This is a genomic window from Gammaproteobacteria bacterium (genome assembly GCA_013817245.1).
GTDB lineage: Bacteria > Pseudomonadota > Gammaproteobacteria > HTCC5015 > HTCC5015 > JACDDA01.
In genome coordinates, this window is sequence record JACDDA010000006.1 from 21508 (window position 1) to 44827 (window position 23320).

General features: G+C 42.6%; 18 protein-coding genes. 8 read left to right on the forward strand and 10 right to left on the reverse strand.

Annotation, left to right across the window (positions count from 1 at the left end):
* Positions 1-4: 4 nt before the first annotated feature.
* A complete protein-coding gene (locus tag H0W44_08375; GenBank protein ID MBA3582447.1) occupies positions 5-1051 on the forward strand; it encodes a succinylglutamate desuccinylase/aspartoacylase family protein in 1047 nt (348 codons plus the stop codon).
* Between the two features lie 2 nt (positions 1052-1053).
* Here the strand turns inward: H0W44_08375 and H0W44_08380 are convergent, their stop codons facing one another.
* The 6 genes from H0W44_08380 to H0W44_08405 all read right to left on the reverse strand — a co-directional run bounded on the left by H0W44_08380 (position 1054) and on the right by H0W44_08405 (position 9855).
* The gene (locus H0W44_08380; GenBank protein MBA3582448.1) at positions 1054-4521 is read right to left on the reverse strand and encodes a translocation/assembly module TamB domain-containing protein; all 3468 of its coding nucleotides are present in this window, start codon (positions 4519-4521) and stop codon (positions 1054-1056) included.
* Positions 4518-6263, reverse strand: a complete 1746-nt coding sequence (locus H0W44_08385; protein MBA3582449.1) for an outer membrane protein assembly factor — start codon at positions 6261-6263, stop codon at positions 4518-4520. Before H0W44_08385 ends, H0W44_08380 begins: the two co-directional genes overlap by 4 nt.
* Positions 6264-6341: 78 nt before the next feature.
* On the reverse strand, positions 6342-7067 hold the full coding sequence (locus H0W44_08390; protein ID MBA3582450.1) for a TerC family protein: 726 nt from the start codon (positions 7065-7067) through the stop codon (positions 6342-6344).
* A 123-nt stretch (positions 7068-7190) separates the two neighbouring features.
* On the reverse strand, positions 7191-8552 hold the full coding sequence (locus tag H0W44_08395; protein MBA3582451.1) for an NAD-dependent succinate-semialdehyde dehydrogenase: 1362 nt from the start codon (positions 8550-8552) through the stop codon (positions 7191-7193).
* Between the two features lie 2 nt (positions 8553-8554).
* Entirely contained in the window at positions 8555-9103 is a 549-nt protein-coding gene (locus H0W44_08400; GenBank protein ID MBA3582452.1) for a DUF502 domain-containing protein, read from the reverse strand.
* 89 nt (positions 9104-9192) lie between these two features.
* On the reverse strand, positions 9193-9855 hold the full coding sequence (locus tag H0W44_08405; protein MBA3582453.1) for an OmpA family protein: 663 nt from the start codon (positions 9853-9855) through the stop codon (positions 9193-9195).
* 478 nt (positions 9856-10333) lie between these two features.
* Here H0W44_08405 and H0W44_08410 point away from each other — a divergent pair, with 478 nt between their 5' ends.
* Genes H0W44_08410 through H0W44_08420 form a run of 3 tightly spaced genes read left to right on the forward strand, consistent with a single transcriptional unit; the run spans position 10334 to position 15059 of the window.
* Positions 10334-12256, forward strand: a complete 1923-nt coding sequence (locus H0W44_08410; protein MBA3582454.1) for a PrkA family serine protein kinase — start codon at positions 10334-10336, stop codon at positions 12254-12256.
* 24 nt (positions 12257-12280) lie between these two features.
* Positions 12281-13552, forward strand: coding sequence for a YeaH/YhbH family protein (locus H0W44_08415; GenBank protein ID MBA3582455.1), 1272 nt, complete (start codon positions 12281-12283; stop codon positions 13550-13552).
* Between the two features lies 1 nt (position 13553).
* On the forward strand, positions 13554-15059 hold the full coding sequence (locus H0W44_08420; GenBank protein MBA3582456.1) for a SpoVR family protein: 1506 nt from the start codon (positions 13554-13556) through the stop codon (positions 15057-15059).
* Positions 15060-15840: 781 nt separating this feature from the next.
* Here H0W44_08420 and corA read toward each other — a convergent pair.
* Genes corA through H0W44_08440 form a run of 4 tightly spaced genes read right to left on the reverse strand, consistent with a single transcriptional unit; the run spans position 15841 to position 19602 of the window.
* On the reverse strand, positions 15841-16809 hold the full coding sequence (gene corA / locus H0W44_08425; protein MBA3582457.1) for a magnesium/cobalt transporter CorA: 969 nt from the start codon (positions 16807-16809) through the stop codon (positions 15841-15843).
* A gap of 49 nt (positions 16810-16858) precedes the next feature.
* Positions 16859-17857, reverse strand: coding sequence for an adenosine kinase (locus tag H0W44_08430; GenBank protein ID MBA3582458.1), 999 nt, complete (start codon positions 17855-17857; stop codon positions 16859-16861).
* Positions 17858-17893: 36 nt separating this feature from the next.
* Entirely contained in the window at positions 17894-18667 is a 774-nt protein-coding gene (locus H0W44_08435) for an ABC transporter permease (protein MBA3582459.1), read from the reverse strand.
* Complete coding sequence (locus H0W44_08440) at positions 18664-19602, reverse strand: ABC transporter ATP-binding protein (protein MBA3582460.1); 939 nt, start codon at positions 19600-19602, stop codon at positions 18664-18666. Before H0W44_08440 ends, H0W44_08435 begins: the two co-directional genes overlap by 4 nt.
* A gap of 296 nt (positions 19603-19898) precedes the next feature.
* Between H0W44_08440 and H0W44_08445 the strand changes: the two genes are divergently transcribed.
* From H0W44_08445 to H0W44_08460, 4 genes are read left to right on the forward strand one after another with little or no spacing between them, the layout of a single operon-like run.
* The gene (locus tag H0W44_08445) at positions 19899-20861 is read left to right on the forward strand and encodes a MoxR family ATPase (protein MBA3582461.1); all 963 of its coding nucleotides are present in this window, start codon (positions 19899-19901) and stop codon (positions 20859-20861) included.
* Between the two features lie 34 nt (positions 20862-20895).
* Positions 20896-21807: a DUF58 domain-containing protein gene (locus H0W44_08450; protein ID MBA3582462.1), complete on the forward strand. Its 912-nt coding sequence runs from the start codon at positions 20896-20898 to the stop codon at positions 21805-21807.
* On the forward strand, positions 21807-22337 hold the full coding sequence (locus H0W44_08455; GenBank protein ID MBA3582463.1) for a DUF4381 domain-containing protein: 531 nt from the start codon (positions 21807-21809) through the stop codon (positions 22335-22337). The genes H0W44_08450 and H0W44_08455 overlap by 1 nt, the downstream gene beginning before the upstream one ends.
* Complete coding sequence (locus H0W44_08460) at positions 22324-23313, forward strand: VWA domain-containing protein (GenBank protein MBA3582464.1); 990 nt, start codon at positions 22324-22326, stop codon at positions 23311-23313. The genes H0W44_08455 and H0W44_08460 overlap by 14 nt, the downstream gene beginning before the upstream one ends.
* Positions 23314-23320: the final 7 nt, after the last annotated feature.

The following is a 23320-nucleotide window of genomic DNA, read 5'->3' on the forward strand; positions in this document are numbered from 1 at the left end:
TTAGATGAGTCATGACATCACGATTAATGGCAAACAATTTTCCGCACATACTCAAGGCATTGTCGAATTACCGATACCCAATTTTTACACATCGCAAACCCCATTAGGTTTAGCAGTACATGTCATCAATGGTAAACACGCAGGGCCGCGCTTGTTTATTAGCGCCGCGATTCATGGCGATGAACTTCATGGTGTAGAAATTATTCGTCGCATCATGCGCCATGAAGCCATGCAACAATTAGTGGGCACGGTTGTCGCAGTACCGATTGTGAATATTTTTGGCATCATTCAACGTTCGCGTTATTTGCCCGACCATCGTGATTTAAATCGTTCTTTCCCCGGTTCATCACACGGTTCTTTGGCTTCACGTTTAGCCCATATCTTTATGCAAGAAATTGTTAGCAAATGTACTCACGGTATTGATATTCACACGGGTGCACATCACCGCGTCAATCTACCGCAAATTCGCGCCAACATAGATGACCCAGAAACCAAACGTTTAGCCTGCGCGTTTGGTGCGCCGGTGGTTATTAAATCTACTTTGCGTGATGGTTCTTTACGCCAAGCAGCGCGTGAACTAGGCATTCCTACTTTACTTTATGAATCCGGCGAAGCATTACGTTTTGATGAAGCGGGAATTTGCCTGGGTGTAGAAGGGATTTTATCGGTCATGCGCGCACTGAACATGTTACCCACGAACAATATACCAACCAAAATAATAGAACCTTTCATTGCACGTTCTAGTCATTGGGAACGCGCACAACAAAGTGGCATTATGCGAAATGTTGCGGCTTTAGGTTTAAAAGTAGAAAGCGGTACCGAATTAGGTATCATCGCCAACCCTACGGATTTATTTTCAAACACCGATTGTCCCGTACGCTGCGATCGTGAAGGACTCATTATTGGTCGAACTAATTTACCTTTAGTAAATGAGGGGGATGCAATCTTTCATATCGCGCATCTTGAAGAAGCTGAGTCCAATCAATTTAACAATGCATCGTCACAAACAATGGAAATACCTTCAATCGCCGAACCACCTGCAACGGGCTGATATTAATCACGTTCAATTTGATACAATAAATCTAAACTGCTGCGATAACCTGTTTCTACTTCAATACGCCAATTTTTATCGAGCGTGTAATGCACACCCCAAGAGGCTAACTGATCAAACAAACCCACACTGTATTGCACATACAGCGCTGGCGTGATGTATTTACCAATTAGTAATGCGGACTCTTTTCGATTTTCGTCCGTGTCTACGGACAAATGATCGATTTTAAAAGTATCACTCATGCCTTCACGTAAATTTTCACTTTGTAATAAACCCAATGATGCCACCGCTGCCCACATACTATTTGTATCCGTTTCCGTTGCAGTGCTTAAAGGTTTACCTAATACCAACAAACTCAACGCCTCACTATCAGACACGGCCGGCTCAGAAAAAACTCGACTTTTAGGATCACGCAACGTTCCGGTCACTACCAAACCGACGCGATAATCATCCACTGTGCGCGTTGCTGTCACATCTAAACCCGGATTATCCAAAGGACCTTGAAAAATAAAACGCCCTTGTTCAATCGTCAGTTTTTGACCATAGGCTTGATATTGACCTTCCTTTAAACGAATCTCGCCACTTGCACGTGTTTTTTTACCCGGCTGATCATAAATATTCATCTGACCTTCTAAATTCGCCAACACACCAAAACCAAGGAATTGAATTTCTTCACCCAAGGTAATTTCCAAATCACTCGTGAGCGCAATATTATCTTGAGATTTTGTACTGACTGATTGATTAACAATCACTTCATCCGCACTGCGACGAATCGCTTTTTTAGGCAGCTCACGCGGTTCAATCTTAGCGCGCGGAATATCAACTTTGCCTTGCAAATTCACTTGATGAGTAATGCCCTGACTACGCCAATCAACTTGTAATTCCGGTGAAGCCCATAATTTTAATTGTTCGGTATCAAATACTTTTAAATTTTTCCCAGACAAGGCAGCATTCAAACGCCAGTCTTGCCAATCATTTGCAATTAGATCGCCGCGCAAATGACCATAACCATCGCTTTTAAAAACCATTTCCATATGCAGCCGCCCATTGCCTTTATGCTCCAACTGCAATTCAATGTCTTCTAACACAACACCCATAGAAGCTAAACCAAAACGTCCTTTATGCCAATAAGCACCGCCTAATAAGGTCGGCTTACTCAGTGTGCCGACTACACTTAAATCAATATTTAATTGTCCCGCTATTGCATCAATTTGCGCATCCAAACCTTCTAACCATGCAACATCATTAGATTTTATTTTAATGCGTGCATTGACTGGACTGTTGTCATCACAACACTTTTGCACTTGCCCTAACATGTCGCCTTCCCAAATACCGGGAATGTTTAACTGTCCTTGAAATTCACTGAGTTGTGAGTCGTGCTTAAATTGCCAATGACCACGTTGCCAAGGATAGCGATATACGTCTTTTTTGTTTTCCGGATTAAAAAGTACTAAGCCATCTGCTACATCAATCTCACCCGAAAACATGGGTTGCGCATTTTTTATATTGCCGCGAAATACAGCACTCGCATTACCTTCTACTTGTAATCGCGATGACAACCAATCTGCTAACACACGATGCACTGCAAAGTTTTGTACCTCACCGCTAAACTCTGCATTTTTTAAATTACCTTGCAGATTGACACGCGACGTTGCAGTTTGCGAAGCCCAAGGTAAACTAATCGGCATCAAGGTATCATCTAGCCATTGCCAATCAACTTCCTCGCTTAGCTGCCACGACCCCAACAGCGGCACGCTAATATTCCACGCTAAGATACGCCCCGACCAATCACTGTCCTGCACTTGTTTAGCGCTAAATGTAACCTCTGTATTAATATTTTCTTTTTGTGCAATAAGATGTCCCCGCCAATCATTCCATTGACCGATCCAATCAATATTGAGCGAATCCACAACAAAATCTTGTATGTGCAGCTTTTTAAGAGATATGACAGCTTGATTTTTATAATGCGGCTCAGTTTCAGAAAAGCGCGGATCAATTTTTATATAACCTTCATCTATATAAAACTGTTCATAACGAAAATTTTTAATTTGCACATCGGCTTGCACATCAAACGCCGGCCAACGACCTTTCCAATAACCGTGGCCAATGATACTGCCCGCCAAGCTTGGCCAAAAATTTTCTAAAGCCGGTGCATTAATATGCCAAATTGCATAACTATCCGCCTGCCATTGCGATGGAGTAAATGCTGCATTGATATTAATATCATTAACACCATCATTCATTCTAAAACCCGGACTATGTAATGCACCTTGCCGCCAATACACTTGCCCGTCAGCAAAAAAAGCATGGCCTCGCCAAGTACCGACCCAATTAACCAGCTCAACTCCCCATTCAGCTTTTTGCCAAGTAGTGCCACGCCAATGCACGCGACCACCACCTGATAATTGCCCTTGCCAGTCTTTATTAAACATAGCAGGTGTTAATTTCACAAATCGATAACGCGATGTAATGGCGTGCTGCTGCCAATTCCATTCACCTTGCAAATCCAACCAACCATCATTAATGTCAGCACGCAAATCAACTTGGCTTAATTTATTCGCATCTACAATTGCATGTCGTAAATTTAAATTAATAAGCGGATAAGCAGCATATTGAATGGCGGTTTTGCTGGATAACTCATAAGTCGGCCACGTGCCTCGTAAATGCAAATGACCTGATCCAATATTTATATCTTGCCACTTGAATGCCGGCCAACGCGTATTTAATGCAGTTTGTAATAACGGCGTTTCAAATGCGCCGGTGGTTAACCAACCCGTGGTATGGCCCATAATCGGTTGTTGCCAGGTCTGATCAACTTTCAAACGAGCGACGTCGCCTTGCACTGCAACGACACCGCCCAAAGTGTAGTCTTGGATTGGACCTTGCCAATGCAGAACACCTTGCAATGGCAAATGATCTTTTAGCAGCAAACGTGCAGTAGCAACTAATTGCCAACCGTCAAAGACGACATTTAATTTTTCAATATCTAAATAATTATTCTGCGCAGTAACCGCAAGATCAACATCCGAAAATTCAAACTGGGTGTTAAGCAGATGAAATTCCATTAGCTTTAATTGCGCCTGTTGTATGCTCATTTTAAAAGGAAAACGCACATCAATAGGTGAATCAGGAGAATCGTCTTTAAGCGTTTCTGTATAAGTCATGCGCTTAGCTACGATCGTAGAAGCGGTTAATACGCGAGCGCGTAAATCTGCCAGCTTTAAAGCAATTAAGCCATCATAAAAAGCGATTTTAAAAGTATCTGAGGTATAACTTATTTCTTTAAAAACTAAACCATCTTCAAATAACTTGCCGCTTTCTGGAATAATTATTAAATTTGGAGCTAAGGTTGAATTCATGACGTAAACAAAAAAACGCGTGCCTGATTCAGAGCGCAAAAAACCTACACAAATTAACAATAAAATGCAGAGTATTACCAAGGTTATGGCTAAACGCCGCAGCCATTTCATAAATCCACACCTAAACTTAAGTGGATACGATAATCACTGGCGGATGGGTCATCATAAGGAAAAGCAATATCCAGACGTACTGGCGCGATTACGGTATACCAACGTACGCCAACACCGACACTTTTTTTAACATCAACTAATTCTTCATTAAAAGCATTACCCGCATCAGTAAACACGGCCACGCCCCAGGTTTCTACAAAACGCCAATCATATTCTAAACTGGCAGTCGCTAAATTTTTCCCACCTATTATTTCGCCCTCATCATTTAAGGGGCCTAAACTTTGATATGCGTAACCGCGCACACTCGAGTCACCACCCGCATAAAAACGAATGGATGCGGGCAATGCATTTACATCTTCAATACTAATTGCACCTAAAGTTAAACGGCCCAATATACGCCCCGCCAAAAGTGGCCGAATTATTCGCGCATTTGGCCGCACTTCAAAAAAGCTTACATCAGATAAAAAATCTTCATGCGCGCCGCGTACATCTAAAGAAAAATAATGCCCCCGCTTGGGATACAAAGAGCTTAATGATTCACTCCATGTCCAATTAATACCTGGCATCAGCAAATCCACATTGCGTTCTTCTTGATCTGCCACAATATAAGTTTCTCGCTGAAAACTAATTGAGCGCGTCACTAATAATGTGTCATGTCGGCGATTGGTCCAATCTACCCCCAAAGAATAAGTTTGATGCTCTTCCGTATCGGTATTTTGAGTTTGAAACCCAGCTTTTATATTAAAAATATCATCGGATGGATCTTCTAACGGAATTTTGTAAACACCATTAATTTCACTTAATACTTTCGACAATAATAATTCACTCGAAAACTGATGACCTTGTTTATTTAACCAATACCTATCATAACCAAGTTTGCCACGCACGCCTGTATCGGTAGCAATGCCGGCGCCTACGGAATAATTATTCCGCGCACGAGGTGAAAGCTTAATGTTAACCGGGATAAATTGATCAACCACTTGTTCAGTAGGTGCCGTAACATTCATCGTATTAAAATACCGAGCATTGCTTAGATTGCGGCGCAGATCGATTAATTTTTCTGCTTCAAAATAATCACCTTTTTTAAATTTAATAAAACGTCGAACAAAGTCTTCATCCAAAAAATTATTTTGAATCTCTAATGTAATATCACCAAAATAAGCTCGTGCACCCGCCTCATAAACAATGGTTATGCTAGCTTGATTTTTTTCAATGTCGATGCGTAATTCGTTTTTTACAAACCGTGCGTTGAGATAGCCCCGCTGCGCAGATAAAGTGAGCAATTCGGATTTCACAAATTCATAATTTGCATGATTAACTGGATCACCTACATGCAAGGGGAAGTTTTTTAATAAGGCATCAAATTCCGGATCAATTAATTTTTCGCTGTCAGCAATGCGCCACAATTGTATATCGAGCACAGCAATTTTCATTTGCTCGCCTGGAATAACGTCGATGGTCAGTTCCCAGCATTTATTATTATTAATAACGGTAGGAGTAAAACTTGCGCGGTAATATCCTAAGGCTTCAGCTGCATTGCGCAGTTGTGTATTCAGTTCCGCAAACCATAAACGTTGCCGACCTTGATTGCGCTCGCAACTACGATCTTCTACGTTAAGATAAGTGCGAATATTTTCTTCTAATTTAGCATCTGCGCCATCAATATCTAATTCTGGCTGCACTGCAGCTAACGCTGAACCAAACCACAACAGAGTGAGGAGCGTAACACTGAATCGAAACAATCCGCACAACCTAGACAAGAATACTACTCCTCAGAACCATGACTTCATCAAGTCATGGTTTATCGGTAAAAAAATGCGCTATTCTTTTTGTCTATTATTACGGGCATGAATCCGCGAATTCAGTGCTTCAACCAACATAGAGAAAGCCATAGCGAAATAAATATAGCCTTTAGGAACGTGAATACCAAAGCCTTCTACCATCAGCATCATGCCTATTAAGAGCAAAAAGCTTAGGGCTAACATACGCACAGTTGGATGACGATCGATGAAGTGACTGATCGGCCCTGAAGCCGCCATCATAACTAAGACCGCAATAATAACTGCGGCCACCATCACTTCAATATCATTAGCCAAGGCAATCGCGGTAATAATAGAATCTAATGAAAAGACTAAATCGATGACGGCAATTTGCACCATAATCCAAAAAAAACTTTTCACTGGTTTAAATTTAGGATTGGCGTCAGTTTTAGTGCCTTCTAATTCTTCATGAATCTCTAAGGTGCTTTTAGTCAATAAAAATAAGCCACCAAAAATTAAAACCAGATCTCGCAAATTAAAATCTTCACCTAATACAAAAAACAAAGGTTCATTAATCGCCATCAACCACGTTAATGCCAGCAATAAGCCAACGCGCAAGCCCATGGCTAAACCTAAACCGGCGATCCGCGCTACTTTACGACGCTCAACGGGTAATTTGTTAACTAAAATAGCGACAAAAATAATGTTATCAATGCCGAGCACGATCTCCAATAACGTCAACGTAGCAAAGGCAATCCATACCTCTGGCTGTAATAAAAGTTCCATTGAATATCCTCAAAGATTAGGTCGGCAAAACAGTGCTTTTATTCACTATAACAAGCGCTGCTGAGGGTGCTTAAACCAAGCACAAAATGCAAGCTTATTATAAAAAAATACCACGGATTCTGGCTATTGCACCCATACCGTTTTTATGTTGACGAATTCACGGATGCCTTGCACAGATAATTCACGACCATAACCCGATGCTTTGATGCCACCAAAAGGCAAATGCGGATCACTTTTTACCATCGCATTGACATAAGCATTACCACTTTCTAACTGTAACGCTAATTTTTCACCGCGCGCCACATCTCGCGTCCAAACACTCGCCCCTAAACCATAACTAGAGTCATTGGCGATGCGTAATGCGGCAGCTTCATCAGTCACACGTATAATACTCGCAACCGGACCAAATAACTCTTCACGATAAGCACGCATGGTAGGCATCACGCCATCTAGGATTGAGGCAGGATAAAAACAACTGTTATTAGTTTTTACGCAACCCAATACCGCCCGCGCACCTTTTTGCAAAGCATCTTCTACTTGCGCATGTAACTCATCAACCAAATCCGGACGCGCCATCGGCGCTAAGCTGGTTTGTACATCACGAGGATCACCTGCGCGTAAACGCTGCGCTTTATCCGCAAACAACTGCACAAATTTTTCAGCAATGTCGTTCACTACAATAAAACGTTTAGCAGCAATACAACTCTGACCCGCATTATTAAAACGCGCCGCAATGGCAATAGTGCTCGCCATCTCAAGATCAGCATCAGCCAATACAATAAAAGGATCCGATCCACCTAATTCTAATACCGATTTTTTTAAATGGGCGCCGGCTAATTGCGCGACTTGGCGGCCAGCTGCTTCGCTACCCGTTAAAGTTACCGCATGCACACGCGCATCTTCAATTAAACGCGGTATGTCTTTACTGGCAATCAACGCGCTAATAAACACATGTTCTGGCAAACCGGCTTGTTTAAAAACATCCGCAATTGCTAAAGCACACTGCGGCACATTCGAAGCATGTTTTAAAATAACGGTATTACCTGCAGCTAATGCGGGCGCAGCAAAACGAAATAATTGCCAGAACGGAAAATTCCACGGCATGATGCCTAAAACAGTCCCCAGCGGTTGATAACTTACATAACTATGAGTGGCGCGTGTACTGATAGATTCCGGTGCTAAAAATGTTGCTGCATGCTCGACATAATAATCACAAACCAACGCGCATTTTTCAATTTCCGCCTGCGCCTCACTCATCAACTTGCCCATTTCTTGACTAATTAACGCCGCATATTCATCGCGCCGGCTGATTAAAATACTGGATGCCTTGCGCAAAATAGCAACACGCTGCTCTAAACTGTGCTGCGCCCACGCGGCGCGAGCCAGAGGGATCTGTTGCAGCGCGTGTTCAATCTCAGCAACTGACCACGCCGCAAAACGCGCTAAGGTTTCACCCGTAAAAGGATTTATCGATACCATTGTCATAATCAAATATTCGCAGTCAGAACCATGCGCATCGCTTTATCCATCGGAATATCCAACGCTTCAATACGATCCGCCGTCGTATATAAAGTATAACCACCAATCTGATAACTCATCGGCGTATAGACCGCAATATAATCGTGGTTGTTTAACAATACGGATTGCTTGGTAATGAAACCCATAATTTTTATATCGTCGGTTATTTTTACTAAGACGACTTGTTGTAAATTTTTTTTCGAATCATTATAGATAAATTTAATAAAATCTTGCGCGGCGCTATACACTGATTTTACTAACGGAATTCGCTCAATCAAACTTTCGCCCCAACCTACCAAAATTTTAACCAAATAAGCGTTGATGGTTAGACCGACCATAAATATTAACGCTATCGCTAATACCACGCCCATACCGGGCACATACCAATTAACCGGCAGCAGCCAGCGAATCATACCGCCCAAAAAATTCTCAGCTGCCGTTAGTAACCACGCAATCACCACAACGGTAAGCGAGATCGGCAAGACTGTGATGAGGCCACGTAAAAATGTTTTACGCATAATACAAAATACTCTCGCTTAATTAAAAAATTATAAAAAAAAGAGCCGGTTAAATAACCGGCTCTTGATGCAGAACCGTAATAGAAATATTACTTCGCAGCGATAGGCTCTAACGTTAACTCTACACGACGATTTTGTGCACGACCTTCAGCCGTATCATTACTAGCAATCGGATGAGTTTTACCAAAACCGCTCGCTAATACACGTTGCACGTCAACGCCGGTACGTACCAATTGATCGCCTACTGCACGCGCACGTGATTCAGACAATAATTGATTGTATTGATCACCACCGGTGTTATCAGTATGACCCGTCACTACAATCAAGGTCTTGTTGTATTCTTTCAATACTTCTACAACAGAAGCTAATACTGGTACAACATCCGCTTTTAAATTCGATTGATTACTATCAAACGTCACATTACCAGGCATATTCAAAATCAAAGTGTCGCCGTTACGAGTAACGCTAACACCGGTATTTTGTAATTTTTGACGTAATTTACTTTCTTGCACATCCATGTAATAACCTACACCACCACCTGTTGCACCGCCAATCGCTGCGCCTTTTAATAAACGATCTTTACGTTGCTTTTTATTATCTGCAGTAGCTGCACCTAAAATCGCGCCAGTGGCCGCGCCAATCATAGCGCCACTAGCCGCTTTTGAGGTTTGTGATTCTCCAGTATAAGGATTAACAGTGGCGCAACCCGCCGCGAACAGAGCAGTAACAGCAACAATAGCGTATTTAGACATAGAGAAAACTCCCAATTAAAATTTACAATTAAATAAGATTCGTTTCGCCACCAAAACTTTAGAGCAACACTCCGAAGTGGTCATAGCAACGCGGCTCATTATAGGGCAGCGCAGCGCATTGGGCAGTGTTTCGCTAGTAAAATTCCCGTCAATCGCAGATTTAAAGCGGCAAATCGTTGCCTTAAGGGCAAATCTTGACCATTTTTGCATTTTCAGACAGCTCATCGCCCTATCCTGTAAATGTGCACTATATAAAGTATGGGTGTTAATGCATGACCGATGCGAGTGTTCATCCGACTATCGCGGACCAAATCGTCAACTAATTACTTTTGTTATGCATCTAATTCCCTGCAAGCGATTGCTGCTGTCAAAAATTCCATGGCACAGGGCTTGCATTTACTCTTGCATATATTAGGTAAAGACAATACGCATGTGTCGACCTGCTGTCTGCACACGTAAGATGATAAGGAGTCGCGTTATGTCCATTTTCAAACAATATCAAGCTCGCTTCGCAGCCGCACGCGAAGACGAATATAGCATTCAAGAATATCTCGCATTGTGTAAAGCCGACCACAGTGTTTACGCCAGCCCCGCCGAACGCATGTTAATGGCGATTGGTAATCCCGAATTAGTGGATACTCGTCATGACACTCGCTTGAGTCGTATTTTCGCCAATAAAATAATTAAAATTTATCCTGCATTTCGCGAATTTTATGGCATGGAAGAAACCATTGAAAATATCGTGTCGCATTTTCGGCATGCTGCGCAAGGCTTAGAAGAAAAGAAACAAATTATTTATTTGTTAGGCCCAGTAGGTGGCGGCAAATCGTCTTTAGCAGAAACATTAAAACGCTTAATGGAAAAACATCCTATTTATGCCATCAAAGGCTCACCAATTAATGAATCACCCTTAAATTTATTTTCGCCACTAGAAGATGCTGACTTATTAGAAGAGGACTATGGTATTTCGCGGCGTTACTTAACGGGTTTAATTTCACCATGGGCGATTAAACGTTTACATGAATTTAATGGCGACATCACTCAATTCCGCGTCGTTAAATTAAAGCCATCGGTGCTCGAACAAGTGGCGATTGCCAAAACCGAACCCGGCGATGAAAACAATCAAGATATCTCCTCATTGGTTGGAAAAATTGATATTCGCAAGCTAGAAGAATTTTCGCAAAATGATCCGGACTCTTATTCTTTTTCTGGCGGTCTTTGCAAAGCTAATCAAGGTTTACTCGAATTTGTGGAAATGTTCAAAGCACCAATTAAAGTATTGCATCCTTTATTAACCGCAACCCAAGAAGGCAACTACATGGGTACGGAAGGATTATCCGCAATTCCTTTCGACGGCATTATTTTGGCGCACTCGAATGAATCCGAATGGCAAGCTTTTAAACACAATCGCAATAATGAAGCTTTTTTAGATCGTATTAGCGTCGTCAAAGTGCCTTATTGCTTGCGTGTGTCAGATGAAATAAAAATTTATGAAAAATTATTACAACACAGCAGCCTATCAAAAGCCGCATGTGCGCCGGACACCTTAAAAATGATGGCGCAGTTTTCCGTGTTATCGCGGTTAAAAGAAGCAGAAAATTCTAGCATTGAATCAAAAATGCGCGTCTATGATGGCGAATCGTTAAAAGATGTTGATCCGAAAGCCAAGTCTTATCAAGAGTATCGTGACTATGCCGGCCCTGATGAAGGCATGTCAGGTTTATCGACCCGATTCGCATTTAAAATATTGTCACGCGTATTCAACTACGATCATCAAGAAATTGCCGCCAATCCTGTGCATTTATTACATGTGTTAGAACAACAAATTGAACAAGAACAATTTCAAGCGGATATTCAAGAACGTTACATTTCGCATATCAAAGGCATTCTAGCGCCGCATTATGCAGAATTTATCGGCAAAGAAATTCAAACAGCGTATCTAGAGTCTTATTCTGAATATGGCCAAAACATTTTTGATCGTTACGTCACTTATGCGGATTATTGGATTCAAGACGAAGAATACCGAGATCAAGATACTGGCGAAGTATTTGATCGCTCCGCTTTAAATGATGAATTAGAAAAAATCGAAAAGCCCGCCAAAATCAGCAACCCAAAAGATTTTCGCAATGAGATTGTTAACTTTGTATTACGTGCACGCTCCCATAACAATGGCAAAAACCCTAACTGGACTAGCTACGAAAAACTTCGCGAAGTAATAGAAAAGAAAATGTTTTCTAATACAGAAGATTTACTGCCTGTTATTTCTTTTAATGCCAAGTCAACTACAGATGACAAGCGTAAGCACGAAGATTTTGTTAATCGTATGGTGCAAAAAGGTTATACCGACAAACAAGTAAGACTGCTTTGTGAATGGTATTTACGCGTCCGCAAAGCCTCTTAAGCTCTGCTAATCTAGGATAGGCGTATGACTCAGATCATAGATCGTCGCCTCAACGGCAAAAATAAAAGTGTCGTTAATCGCCAACGCTTTATCAAACGCTTTCGCGGTCAAATTAAAAAAGCGGTAGATAAAGCTTTAAATGAACGCAGCATCACCGATATTGAACGTGGTGAAAAAATTGATATCCCTAACAAAGACATTAGCGAACCCATTTTTCATCACGGCAAAGGTGGCCGACGTGAAATTGTGCAACCCGGCAATAAAGAATTTATCACCGGCGACACACTCCCTAAACCACAAGGTGGTCAAGGCGAAGGTCAAGGGCAGGGACAAGCCAGCAATCAAGGTGAAGGCGAAGATTCGTTTGTTTTTGAATTAAGCCGTGATGAATTTTTAGAATTCTTTTTTGAAGATCTCGCCCTGCCCGATTTAATTAAAACCCAACTCGCACAAATCATGGACTATAAATCGGTGCGCGCGGGCTACACCAAATACGGCGTACCATCCAATATTAATATTAATCGCACTATGCGCGGCGCGTTAGCACGGCGCATCGCCGTGCGCGGTCCTTACAAACGTCGACTTGAAGAAATTGAAGTGGAGCTAGAAAGTTTGGATGCGTATAATCCAATACACGCTGCGCAACGCGACAAACTGGAAACGGAAAAAGCCATTTTGCAACGTAAACTCGCACGTATTCCGTTTATTGATGAATTTGATTTGCGTTACAACAATCGCATTCGTCAACCTAAACCTATTACTCAAGCCGTCATGTTTTGTCTGATGGACGTCTCCGGCTCAATGACGCAAGCACGCAAAGACATGGCCAAACGCTTTTTTAGTTTGCTCTATCTTTTTTTAAATCGTAATTACGAACACATCGACGTAGTATTTATTCGTCACCACACGACAGCTACCGAAGTCGATGAAAACGAATTTTTTTATTCTCGCGAAAGCGGCGGCACGGTTGTATCCAGCGCCTTAGAATTAATGCAAAAAATCATGCAAGAACGTTACTCTACTAGTGAATGGAATATTTATGCGGCACAAGCCTCTGATGGCGACAATTGGGACGACGACTCCGGTAATTGCCGTGAAATCTTAGCCAAGAAAATTTTACCCTTTACGCAATATTACGCGTATATCGAAATCACCGGACGCGATGGCCAAAAACTTTGGCAAGAATATGAAACCTTAAGCCAGCAGCAAGAACACTTTTGCATGCGTCGCATTGAAGACCCTGCTGATATTTATCCAGTATTTCGCGAGTTATTTAAACGTCGCGAGGCCGCTTAACATGTCAACGCCGCGTAATTTAATTTCAACAAGTTCAGAATGGACGTTTGAATTAATCGAACGTTACGACCAAGAAATTGGGTCGATTGCCAAAGAATATGGTTTAAGCACTTACCCTAATCAAATAGAAGTCATTAGCGCCGAACAAATGATGGATGCTTATGCTTCCGTTGGTATGCCCGTCGGTTACAATCACTGGTCGTTTGGCAAAAAATTCTTAAACACCGAACATCACTATAAGCGCGGCCAAATGGGCTTGGCTTATGAAATCGTCATCAACTCCGATCCATGTATCGTGTACTTGATGGAAGAAAACAGCATGACCATGCAAGCCTTAACGATTGCGCATGCTGCGTATGGCCATAACTCTTTTTTTAAAAATAATTATTTATTCCAAACCTGGACAAATGCCGACGCGATTGTCGATTATTTATTATTCGCCAAAAATTACATCACCGAATGCGAACAACGGCACGGCCAACAAACCGTCGAATTATTTTTAGATTCTTGTCATGCCCTAATGAACTATGGAGTGGATCGTTACAAACGCCCACCCAAACTTTCAACTCAAAAAGAAGTGCTGCGTCAAAAAGAACGTGAAGCTTATTTACAAACGCAAGTGAATGAACTGTGGCGCACGATTCCTAAACTAGACAAAACGGCTGGCGTACAAACAGCTACGCATTTTCCTTCAGAGCCACAAGAAAATATTTTATATTTCATTGAGAAAAATGCGCCGCTGCTAGAACCATGGCAACGCGAAATCGTGCGCATCACGCGTAAAATCGCCCAATACTTTTATCCACAACGTCAAACCCAAGTTATGAACGAAGGCTGGGCCTGTTTTTGGCATTACACACTACTCAATAATTTGTACGACGCAGGCAAAGTCAGCGATGGCTTCATGCTCGAATTTTTACAATCACATACCGGTGTAATTGCTCAACCCGCATTTAATAGTCCCTACTTTAACGGCATCAATCCCTATGCCTTAGGTTACGGCATGATGACCGACATTCGTCGTATCTGTGAAAAACCCGAAGCCGAAGATTACAAATGGTTTCCGAATATTGCCGGCAAAGATTGGAATAGCACACTCGACTTTGCCATGCGTAACTTCAAAGACGAAAGCTTCATCGCACAATATCTATCACCGCGCTTAATTCGCGAATTAAAATTATTCTGCGTCTTAGATGACGACGAACAAGAGGAATACCACATCTCCGCGATTCACAACGACCAAGGATATGTACACGTTCGTCAAGCCTTAGTAGAACAATACAATCTCGGCAGCCAAGAACCGGATATTCAAGTTTACAACGTCAATGTAAAAGGTGATCGCTCACTCACCTTACGTCACACCCAACACAACCGCCGACCACTCAGCGACTCCACCGAAGAAGTGTTAAAACACGTGCATCGCTTGTGGGGATTTCCCGTACGATTGGAATCTACTAATGATAAAAATGAAATAACGGCGACGTTTAATGTGGGTGAATCTTTATAAAAACGTGCTGGGCACATTTTATTTCGTGTTCTATAAGTTCATAAGCGTTTCAATTATAGCTGCGCGCATTTTTCGTAGGGTAGGCACGTGAGTCCACGCGATAAAATATATTTTCTATAAAAGCATTTTATTAGCCGGTTGCGCACCGGCGGGCGGTTACTTTCTTGTCGCGACAAGAAAGTAACCAAAGAAGCGCCTCCCCATGGCTCGCTGCGCGTAAATATTACGCGCAGTTCCCGTCGCGTTTGATCTGTTGTTGCGGGTCGTCACGACGCGACATCCCTGTCGCGGCGTGACTAAAACAAACATCCTGTTTGTTTTTCCCGACAACCGCTCAAATGCTCGGCGAGCCATGAGGGGTATTTACTTTGTTCTGTTTTTGAAGCACATCAATCTTAGAAAACGTTTTAAGTTTGGCGGATCCTAAACGAAGGGATAATGCCCGTTATGGTGTGCCGAGCTGTGTTTAAGGGGTAGCGACACATGAACAGGGATGTTCATGTGAGCCGATCGCAACAGGATGTTGCGTTGAGGCGACGCGTTAACCCTTAAACACGACGAGGGAATGCTTGAATGGAATCGCATTCCATTCAAGTGCACAACATTCGGGCAAGTATTTTTTGGTGACTTTTTGTTACGACAGGCAGATTTTTGCTCCTGCAAAATCTGCATTCATGCCATCCATGCCAATCAAAAGTTACTCGCTGTAGTCGCGCAGCGACGAGCGAAACGCTTCTGTTCTAATACCAAGCATATTGGATATCATTACATTCAATCCAACTTACAACCACCCCACTTTCTTAAACCGCCAAAATAAATACACATCAATGGATATCATGATACCCATTACCAAAGGATAACCCCAATACCACTCCAATTCCGGCATGTGATTAAAGTTCATGCCATAGATACCTGCAATCATCGTCGGAACACCAATAATCGCTGCCCATGCAGCTAATTTTTTATTAACTTCACTTTCACCTAATGCGATTAATGAAAGGTTGACTTGAATCGCAGTGAGCAACATATCGCGAATACCGTCGATAGATTGATTGATACGATATAAATGATCGTAAATATCACGGAAATATTCTTGTGTATCCATACACACTTGTGGCACACGTCCACCGTATAATTTTCCAGCAGCTTCCATCAACGGAAAGGTCGCGTGTTTTAAAATCGTGAGCTTTTGTTTTAAGGCGTATAACGCTTCAATATTGGTACGTGCATTACCACTATTAAAAATATCAGCTTCAATGCTATCAAGTTCTTCTTCTAAACCATCCAGCACGGGGAAATACCGATCCACTACAGTATCCATTAATACATAGAATACAAAGCCGGCACCAAATTTCAACAAATGAGGTTCGCGTTCGCAGCGTGCGCGCACATCGCTAAAACCTCTATGGGTACGACTACGAATGGAGAGCACATAATTTAAGCCGACAAAAACATCAACTTCGCCAACATATAATTCACCGCTTTCTTCTACTTCTACGGTTTGCATTACCGCGAAAACAGAATCACCGTACTCTTCAATTTTTGCACGTTGATGTCCATGCCGCGCATCTTCTACCGCCAATTCGTGCAAGTCGAATTCTTCCTGCATTTGCAACAATTCAGTGTCCGTTGCATCGGCTAAAGCAACCCAAACAAAGGTATTCGGTTGATCTAAATAATCGCTAATTTCTTCAGGCGAAATATCCGCCAATTTAAATCCATCACGATAAGCAACGCAGTTGACTAACATATTCGTTTCCTTATGATCCGTCGGTAATTTGTCGACTGCGATTTAAATTTTAATGGGTGTTAAACGCTTGCAAGATTTTTTGCACTTCACTGCTTGGCATGCGCGGTCCAAAATGAGTGACTAATTGTGCAGAGGCACGCACTGCTAAATCGCCCGCTTGTTGCACGCTCATGCCTTGTGTTACACCATATAAATACGCGCCTGCAAACATATCGCCCGCACCTACAGTATCAACCGCTTTAACGGTGTGCGGTGCAATCGCAAGCAATTGTTGGCCATCGTAAATGACGGCGCCCTCTTTACCGCGCGTAATCACAAATTGTTTAGCGAGCGTTTTTAAATGCACGATCGCTTGATTAATATCGACGCTGTCAGCCATGCCTAAAGCTTCTGCTTCGTTGGCAAACAATAAATCCACTGGGCCGCCCATCATATCGAGCAGACCTGCTTTGAAAAATTTCACCATGTTGGGATCAGATAAAGAAAACGCGGTTTTAACTTGTGCTGCTCGCGCAATGCTACGCGCTTCGATCGCCGCGTTACGCGTGCTGTCACCTGTCACCAGATAACCTTCTATATATAGATATTGCGCGTCACGAATCGCAGCCGGCGCTAATTGTGCAATTGAAAACTCTGCAGAAGCTCCTAAGAAAGTATACATAGTACGATCCGCATCGGGCGTTACAAAAACCAAACAAGTGCCAGTGACACCTTCGTTTTGTTTTGCTGAATCAATATTGGTTACTACACCCGCGTCTTGCAAATCTTTTACATAAAAATGTCCCAGTGCATCATTGGCAACACGACAAGAATAATATGCACTGCCGCCAAACTGGCTGACGGCAATAATTGAATTTGCGGCGGAACCCCCACTGCCTTTTTTAAGTTCTTTGCCGGTCAGCTGCGTAATAATATGTTGTTGTTGCGCTTGCTCAACCAGTGTCATCACGCCTTTTTCAACACCTAATGCCTGTAGTTGAATTTCGGTAACTTGATACTCCACATCGACCAATGCATTACCTAAACCATATACATCATAACGACTCATTTTTTTATCCTAACAATATGAAAACTATAATTAAACTTAGTGACGAATGCCTTTACCACGATTCAAACACCACATGGCCAAACAGAAAAAACCTACTACAACGATGCTGATAATGACTAAGGACAATGCAGGATCGATATCCGAAACGCCCAGAATGCCGTAACGAAAGCCATTCACCATATATAAAATCGGATTAGCAAAAGACACATTGCGCCAAAAATCCGGCAGCATATTGACTGAATAAAAAACGCCGCCCAAGTAAGTGAGCGGGGTCAATACAAAGGTCGGAATAATATTTACTTCATCAAAACTATTTGCGAATAAACCATTTAATAAACCCGCCAGTGAAAACAAAATGGAAGTCAGCAAAACAATGCTCATGGTTAATACGATATGCTCAAGATGTAAATCTGTGAAAAACAAAGCCACCACGGTCACGACAAATCCCACACACAGACCACGCGCAACACCGCCCGCTACATAACCCGCCACGATGATGTAATTAGGCATAGGCGACACCAGCATTTCTTCAATCGCTTTGGCAAACTTAGCGCCATAAAATGACGAAACGACATTCGAATAAGAATTAGTAATCACTGACATCATAATTAAACCAGGCACGATGTATTGCATGTAACTAAAACCTTCGATTTCGCCAATGCGTCCACCGATCAAAGTGCCAAAAATTAAAAAATATAACACCGTGGTAATAACAGGCGGCAAAATAGTTTGCGACCAGATACGCAGAAACCGTTTTATTTCTTTATAAAAGATTGTCTGGAATGCAACAAATTGTTCTTGTGGATTCATGATGCCAAGCTCATTTTAGGTTTTGTATCGCTGGTTAATCGTAGAAATAATTCTTCAAGTCGATTGGTTTTATTGCGCATGCTCGCGATATGAATACCGGCGACTGATAGCGCCGCAAATACCGTGTTTAAATCTTGTTGTTTGTTAATTTCGACTTCTAAAGTGGTTTCATCGACTTGCTGTAACACAAACCCTGCAATAGACGGCAGTTGGGTTATCGCTTCACGGGTATACAACACAAATGTTTCTGCATTTAATTTACCTAATAAATTCCTCACGCTAGTATTTTCTACCAACAGGCCGTGATCAATAATGGCGACATTGCGGCATAAATTTTCTGCTTCTTCTAAATAATGCGTCGTCAAAATAATAGTGGTGCCTTGTTTATTAATGCGCGTCAAAAAATCCCACATGCTGCGCCGCAGTTCAATATCAACACCCGCCGTAGGCTCGTCCAAAATTAATAATTTAGGTTGATGCACTAAAGCCCGCGCAATCATTAAACGCCGCTTCATACCACCGGATAAAAAACGGGCGGGGCCATTGCGTTTATCCCACAAACTTAATTCTTTTAAATAATATTCCGCATGTTCGCGAGCGACAGAGCGCGATAAGCCGTAATAACCGGCTTGATTCAGCACAATATCAATCGGCTTCTCAAACATATTAAAATTAAATTCTTGTGGCACCAGCCCAATCATTTTTTTTGCTAGTGATGGTTCACTGTCAATATCATGACCAAACACGCTAACTTTGCCGGCGGTTTTGTTTACTAATGAAGTAATAATGCCGATGGTGGTGGATTTGCCCGCGCCATTAGGGCCCAGCAGTGCAAAAAAATCACCTTGTGGAATTTCTAAGTCGATGCCTTTTAGTGCTTCAAACTGATTGCCATAGGTTTTTTTCAAACCGCTGATACTTAATGCCAAGGTCATGGGGTGATTCTCCTGCGAAGCTGGCATTATAGCGGTTTGAGCAGGATCTGTGTCTGGCGACTGAAAAGATCAGACCATGATTTACGCTAGCTCACTTTTAGTAACGGCTATCTTTATTATGCGGCGCTAAAAAAAAATTCTGGCGGGCAATCTTGAACTCTGCCAACCAAATTATATCTATAACGACGCTTGATTTATAACGACGCTGATCTATGCCGATGCTGGCCTGCCCGCTTACCTCGGGACAGAAAAGCCTTTACACTTTCGCAGCCTACTAATAACCAACGGAATGTCTTATGTCTTTGCATCAACAGTTTCAATCTTTGCAACAATTTGTCGCTTCCGAAATCTTAGGCCAAGAACTATTAGTTAATCGTTTGCTGATCGCGGTCTTAGCCGATGGCCATTTATTAGTCGAAGGTGCGCCCGGTTTAGCAAAAACACGCGCCATCAAAACCTTAAGCGCCGGCATTGAAGCCGATTTTCACCGTGTGCAATTTACCCCCGATTTGTTACCCGCCGATTTAACCGGCACCGATATTTACCGCCCGCAAGATGGCAGCTTTCAATTTCAAGCAGGACCTTTATTTCATAATTTATTACTCGCGGATGAAATTAATCGTGCACCCGCAAAAGTTCAATCCGCTTTACTCGAAGCCATGGGCGAACGCCAAATCACCGTCGGCGCTAAAACGTATCCATTACCGAAATTATTTTTAGTTATGGCAACCCAAAATCCATTAGAACAAGAAGGCACGTATCCTTTACCGGAAGCTCAATTAGATCGTTTTTTATTACATGTGCGCATTGGTTATCCAGAAGCAAGCACCGAACGCGCTATTTTAGCGTTAGCACGCCGCGAAGCTGTCAGCGAAATCAGCAGTGTCATTAAGCCACGTTTATCACAGGCCAATTTACTCGCCGCACGCAAAGCCATCATGACGGTGCATATGGCAGAAAATGTTGAAGACTATTTATTAGAACTGGTGTTAGCAACTCGCACTCCCGATAGTTACGGTGCTGATTTAGCAAACTGTTTGCAATATGGCGCAAGTCCACGTGGCACGATTGCTTTAGATCGTTGCGCACGTGCACATGCGTGGTTAGCTGGTCGTGATTACGTTACACCGGATGACATTCAACAATTAGCACCCGATGTTTTACGACATCGCATCGGGATTAGCTTCGAAGCAGAAGCGGATGGCAAAACCACGGATACTATTATTACGCAATTGTTACAACGCGTACCTGCGCCTTAATTTTTATTTCGTGACCATTAATATACAAGCTCCTATGCAAACTTCTATTCAATTAGACACGGATGGCATTACCAGCATTCATGCGACGCAGCTGATTCAAGCGGCTGACCATGTACGTTATTGGCATCGGCAACCGTTGCGCGCTAGCGCATCACAAAATGGCGCGTATCTGTCACGCATTAAAGGTCGCGGTATGGAGTTTGAAGAATCGCGGCCGTATCAACCCGGTGATGATGTACGCGCACTCGATTGGAAAGTGATGGCGCGCAGTGGCCGGGCGCACACCAAAGTGTTTCGCGAAGAACGCGAGCAACCGATACTGTTGTGGGTAGATTTGCGTGACAACATGCACTTTGCAACACGTCGCCGTTTTAAATCAGTTGCCGCTGCCGAATTAGCCGCAATGTTAGCGTGGGCTACGCATTTTCAAGGTGATCGTTTAGGCGCTTTGCTATTTAATAATCATCAACATATGGAAATAAAACCGCGTGCTGGACGCAGCGCAGTATTACAATTTATAAATCGCTTAGTTGCATTAGATAATGAACCCATCACCAACATGCACCACTCTAACGGCGATAACATTAGCAATGCACTACGACGCTTGCAAAATGTCGCGCCTACCGGCAGTCGTATTTATTTACTCAGCGATTTTTATGAATTTAATGCACAACACAAACCTTTATTAGCGCGTTTGTGCGCACATGCGGATGTCACCGCGATTCAAATATTAGATCCGATCGAACGCGGCGAATTACCCGCCGGTCGTTATCGTGTCACTGACGGTAATCGTCAAGCCGAATTTGTCAGCGCCTCGGAAAAAGTATTAGCGCCTTATCAAAATATTGCGGCGCTTAGCAAACAATTAGGCTTGAGCTTTTTACAAATCAGCACCGAAGATGATGCTGCGCAAATGTTAAGGCCTTTTTGGCAAGGTTATCGTTAATGAATTCAACTTTAGCGATTCGTGATATTCATACACCCACTGATGTTTCGTTTTGGCCGCTCGCACCTGTTTGGTGGGTATTATTAATTTTGTGCGCATTATTAATTGCCTATTTTATTTATAAATGGTGGCAACGCCGTCATCGCTTACAAGCTTTGTCGTTAAATGATTTACGCCTGCAATACGCTGAACATCAAGATGCTACCCGTTTAGTACAACAACTATCCGCCTGGCTGCGTCAGCAATTAATGCTTCGCAATGCTACCGCTGCGCAATTAACTAATACAGCTTTTGCAAAAGCCTTAGATGCAGCGAGTGGCGCTGATTTATTTAAGCAAGCGGATATTCTACAACTCGCGTATCAACCCAATATTCGCAAGGAGCAAGCAGAACACTTTTTATTACTGTGTGAACAATGGCAACAACTTGTAGACTCGACCGCACAGCATAAAAAAACTAAAAACAAAAAAAACCCAAACAAACACTCGAATAAACACATAAACAAGGATCAACGTCATGTTGACGATTGAATGGCCTTGGGTGTTTTGTTTAACCCCATTACCCTTATTAGCGTATTACTTATTACCTAGCCAAGCGCGCAATGAGCAAGCGTTAAAAGTTCCCTTTTTTAATGCGCTCACCAACCACCAACTACTTAAAACACCTGCGCGTGCAAATTGGTTATTAATTCTTGCAACACTGGCGTGGTTGGGTTTGTTAAGTGCTTTAGCACGCCCTATGTGGATTGGTGACGAAATTGAATTGCCGATTACGGGTCGTGATCTTTTGTTAGCGGTGGATTTATCTAACAGCATGTCTGAAGAAGATTTTGTCTTAGGTAATCGCACCGTGCCACGCTTAGCCGCCGCCAAAGCAGTGGCGGCCGATTTTATTAAACGTCGCGAAGGTGATCGCATCGGTTTAATTTTGTTTGGTGAACAAGCTTATTTGCAAGCACCGCTTACTTTTGATCGTCTCACCGTAACCCAACTACTCGATGAAGCCGCTTTAGGTTTAGCGGGTCCCAGCACCGCTATTGGTGATGCTATTGGATTAGGCGTAAAACGTTTACGCGCCGCAGATGTAAAAGATAAAGTGTTAATTTTAATGACCGATGGCGCTAACACGGCCGGCATGTTATCGCCACAAAAAGCCGCTGAACTTGCGCAACAAGCAGGCGTTACTATTTATAGTGTGGGCATTGGTTCCGATAGCGCTATGCGTCAATCATTGTTTGGCATGGTATTACAAAAAACCAATACTGATATAGATGAAAAAACTTTGACTGACATTGCTAACACTACGGGCGGCCGTTATTTTCGCGCACGCGATACGGCGGAGTTAGAAAAAATTTATGCCATTATCGATCAGTTAGAACCTGCCGCACAAAACAAAACCGTGTATCGACCTCAAGATACTTTATTTCGCTGGCCTTTATTATTTGCCCTCACCTGTTGCGCATTAATTATGTTCATACAATTAATCAGCGGCTGGGTAAAACGATGAATAGCAT